This is a genomic window from Stenotrophomonas sp. P5_B8 (assembly GCF_054049855.1).
The window spans coordinates 1-1107 of sequence record NZ_JBFULO010000724.1; the positions used below are offsets into that span (position 1 = coordinate 1).

At 63.7% G+C, this 1107-nt stretch carries 1 protein-coding gene; it reads right to left on the reverse strand.

The annotated features are described in order from the left end of the window. Positions 1 to 143: 143 nt before the first annotated feature. Positions 144 to 1107, reverse strand: a 964-nt coding sequence (gene dgoD, locus ACXJKH_RS21010) for a galactonate dehydratase (RefSeq protein WP_457322281.1), incomplete at its 5' end; no start/stop codon positions are given.

Below are 1107 nucleotides of genomic sequence, written 5' to 3' on the forward strand. Positions count from 1 at the left end.
GTCATCGATGTCCAAGAACGCCACCTTTGCGCCCTGCCGGGCGAAATGCTCCACAAAACCGGCACCAATGCCGGTAGCGCCGCCGGTGATCAATACCGCGCGGCCCTTTAAACTGGGGTAATGGGTCATGGTCTTCACCGCGCTCACCACTCGGCCACGCTGCCATCGGCATGGCGCCAGATCGGGTTGCGCCAGCGGTGGCCTTCAGCGGCTCGCTCGTCGACGTAAACCTGGTTGATCTCGATGCCCAGGCCGGGGCCATTGGGAATCTTGACGAACCCCTCGTTGTAATCGAAGGGCGAGCGGTCAACCAGGTAATCGAGCAGGTCGTTGCTGGCGTTGTAGTGGATGCCCAGGCTCTGCTCCTGGATAAAGGCGTTGTAGCAGACCGCATCCAGCTGAAGATTGGCGGCCAGAGCAATCGGGCCGAGGGGACAGTGCAGGGCGATGGCAACGTCATACGCTTCTGCCATAGCTGCGATCTTGCGGGTTTCGGTAATGCCGCCCGAATGCGAGGGGTCAGGCTGCAGGATGTCCACGCCGCCCGCCTGCAGCACCCGCTTGAAATCGTACCTGGAGTACAGGCGCTCCCCCAGTGCGATCGGGGCGGGGGAGAGGGCCGCCAGTTCCGGAATCGCCTCCAAGTGTTCGGACAACACCGGTTCTTCGATGAACATCAGACCAAACGGCGACAGCTCACGCATGAGCACCTTCGCCATCGGCTTGTGCACGCGGCCGTGGAAGTCCACGGCCAGGCCGATATCGGGGCCGACCGCATCGCGCACGGCCTGTACGTTTTCCAGCACCCGCGTGACCTTGTCATGGGTGTCGACGATCTGCATTTCTTCGGTGCCATTCATCTTCACCGCAGTGAAACCGCGTGCCACCGCTTCGCTGGCCGCACGTGCGGTATCGGCCGGGCGGTCACCGCCGATCCACGAATACACGCGGATGCGGTCGCGCACGGGGCCGCCCAGCAGGGCGTGCACGGGAACGCCTAGCGCCTTGCCATGGATGTCCCACAGCGCTTGGTCGATGCCGGCCAGCGCGCTCATCAGGATCGGGCCGCCACGGTAGAATCCGCCGCGATAGAGCACGTTCCAGTGG